This is a genomic window from Streptomyces sp. NPDC024632 (assembly GCF_055559175.1).
This window is the reverse complement of record NZ_JBVHLD010000039.1, coordinates 2,096-5,126: the sequence shown is the minus strand read 5'-3', so window position 1 is coordinate 5,126 and position 3,031 is coordinate 2,096. Positions and strand designations below refer to the sequence as shown.

The following is a 3,031-nucleotide window of genomic DNA, read 5'->3' as shown; positions in this document are numbered from 1 at the left end:
GTTATATGGTCAAGCCTCTCGGATCATTAGTATCAGTTAGCTCAATACATTGCTGTACTTACACACCTGACCTATCGACCACGTAGTCTACATGGTTCCTTCAGGGGGCTTGTGCCCCGGGAGATCTCATCTTGAGGCGCGCTTCCCGCTTAGATGCTTTCAGCGGTTATCGCTTCCGAACATAGCTACCCGGCAATGCCACTGGCGTGACAACCGGAACACCAGAGGTTCGTCCACTCCGGTCCTCTCGTACTAGGAGCAGCCCCTCTCAAATCTCCAACGCCCATGGCAGATAGGGACCGAACTGTCTCACGACGTTCTGAACCCAGCTCGCGTACCACTTTAAATGGCGAACAGCCATACCCTTGGGACCGACTACAGCCCCAGGATGTGATGAGCCGACATCGAGGTGCCAAACACCGCCGTCGATATGAACTCTTGGGCGGTATCAGCCTGTTATCCCCGGAGTACCTTTTATCCGTTGAGCGATGGCCCTTCCATACAGAACCACCGGATCACTAAGTCCTAGTTTCCTACCTGCTTGATCCGTCGATCTTGCAGTCAAGCACGCTTATGCCTTTGCACACAGTGCGCGATGTCCGACCGCGCTGAGCGTACCTTCGAGCTCCTCCGTTACTCTTTAGGAGGAGACCGCCCCAGTCAAACTACCCACCATACACGGTCCCCGACCCAGATAATGGGCCCAGGTTAGAACGTCAAGCACGACAGGGTGGTATTTCAAGGATGGCTCCACTGCAGCTAGCGCCACAGTTTCATAGCCTCCCACCTATCCTACACAGACGAACTCAACGTTCAGTGTAAAGCTATAGTAAAGGTTCACGGGGTCTTTCCGTCTTGCCACGGGAACGCTGCATCTTCACAGCGATTTCAATTTCACTGAGTCTCGGGTGGAGACAGCGCCGCTGTCGTTACGCCATTCGTGCAGGTCGGAACTTACCCGACAAGGAATTTCGCTACCTTAGGACCGTTATAGTTACGGCCGCCGTTTACTGGGGCTTCGATCAAGAGCTTCGCCTTGCGGCTGACCCCATCAATTAACCTTCCAGCACCGGGCAGGCGTCACACCCTATACGTCCACTTTCGTGTTTGCAGAGTGCTGTGTTTTTGATAAACAGTCGCAGCGGCCTGGTTACTGCGACCCTCTTCAGCTATAGCTCGCACGAGCCACCAAAAAGGGTGCACCTTCTCCCGAAGTTACGGTGCCATGTTGCCTAGTTCCTTCACCCGAGTTCTCTCAAGCGCCTGAGAATTCTCATCCTACCCACCTGTGTCGGTTTACGGTACGGTCTGCGTAAGCTGAAGCTTAGGAGCTTTTCCTGGAAGCGTGGTATCAGTGACTTCGCCATAAAGGCTCGTCTCGGTGCTCGGTCTTAAAGGATCCCGGATTTGCCAAAGATCCAAACCTACCGCCTTTCCCCAGGACAACCAACGCCTGGTACACCTAACCTTCTCCGTCCCTCCATCGCACTTACGCGAGGTGCAGGAATATTAACCTGCTTCCCATCGACTACGACTTTCGTCCTCGCCTTAGGGGCCGACTCACCCTGCGCCGATTAACGTTGCGCAAGGAAACCTTGGGCTTTCGGCGTGCGGGTTTTTCACCCGCATTATCGTTACTCATGTCAGCATTCGCACTTCCGATACCTCCAGCAGACTTCTCAATCCACCTTCAACGGCTTACGGAACGCTCCTCTACCGCGCATACAAAGTATGCACCCCAAGCTTCGGTTCACTGCTTAGCCCCGTTAAATCTTCCCCGCAGACCGACTCGACCAGTGAGCTATTACGCTTTCTTTAAAGGGTGGCTGCTTCTAAGCCAACCTCCTGGCTGTCTGTGCCTTTCCACATGGTTTTCCACTTAGCAGTGAATTTGGGACCTTAGCTGTGGGTCTGGGTTGTTTCCCTTTTCACGACGGACGTTAGCACCCGCCGTGTGTCTCCCATACAGTCCGTCTCGGTATTCGGAGTTTGCAATGGTTTGGTAAGTCGCGATGACCCCCTAGCCATAACAGTGCTCTACCCCCGAGAGGATACATATGAGGCGCTACCTAAATAGCTTTCGAGGAGAACCAGCTATCTCCGGGTTCGATTAGCTTTTCACTCCTAATCACACCTCATCCCCTACCTTTGCAACGGGAGTGGGTTCGGGCCTCCAGTGCGTGTTACCGCACCTTCACCCTGGGCATGACTAGATCACCCGGTTTCGGGTCTACTGCCCGCGACTATGCGCCCTTATCAGACTCGGTTTCCCTTCGCCTCCCCTATACGGTTAAGCTTGCCACGAACAGTAAGTCGCTGACCCATTATACAAAAGGTACGCAGTCACTCCTTGCGGAGCTCCTACTGCTTGTACGCACACGGTTTCAGGTTCTATTTCACTCCCCTCTCCGGGGTTCTTTTCGCCTTTCCCTCACGGTACTGGTTCACTATCGGTCGGTCAGTAGTATTTAGCCTTGGAGGATGGTCCCCCCATGTTCAGACAGGGTTTCACGTGCCCCGCCCTACTCGTCTTCACTGAAATGGCCCTTTCAGATACAGGGCTATCACCTTCTATGGCCGCTCTTTCCAGAGCGTTTTCCTAGAACCAAATCAGCTTAAGGGCTAGTCCGCGTTCGCTCGTCGCTACTTACGGAATCTCGGTTGATTTCTTTTCCTCTGGTTACTTAGATATTTCAGTTCACCAGGTTCGCTTCCAGCAGCTATGTATTCACTGCAGGATACCCGCAAGCGGGTGGGTTTCCCCATTCGGACATTACCGGATCAAAGCTTGTTGCCAGCTCCCCGATACTTTTCGCAGGCTGCCACGTCCTTCATCGCCTCTGACCGCCAAGGCATCCACCGTGTGCGCTTATTCGCTTGACCATATAACCGCAAGTTGCCTTGGGTTATACATGTGACCCGGGGGTACAAAGCCCGGATACGAATATAACGACTCAATCAATAAAGAGACTTATGTCTCTCGCCTTAGCCTCACGACACGTCTGATAGAACATCTCAAACGCTCGCTACG

General features: G+C 53.3%; 1 rRNA gene. It reads right to left on the bottom strand.

Going from position 1 to position 3,031, the window contains the following annotated elements:
- Window positions 1–5: 5 nt before the first annotated feature.
- Window positions 6–2,883: ribosomal RNA gene (locus tag ACZ37P_RS38360) — 23S ribosomal RNA — on the bottom strand.
- Window positions 2,884–3,031 lie beyond the last annotated feature (148 nt).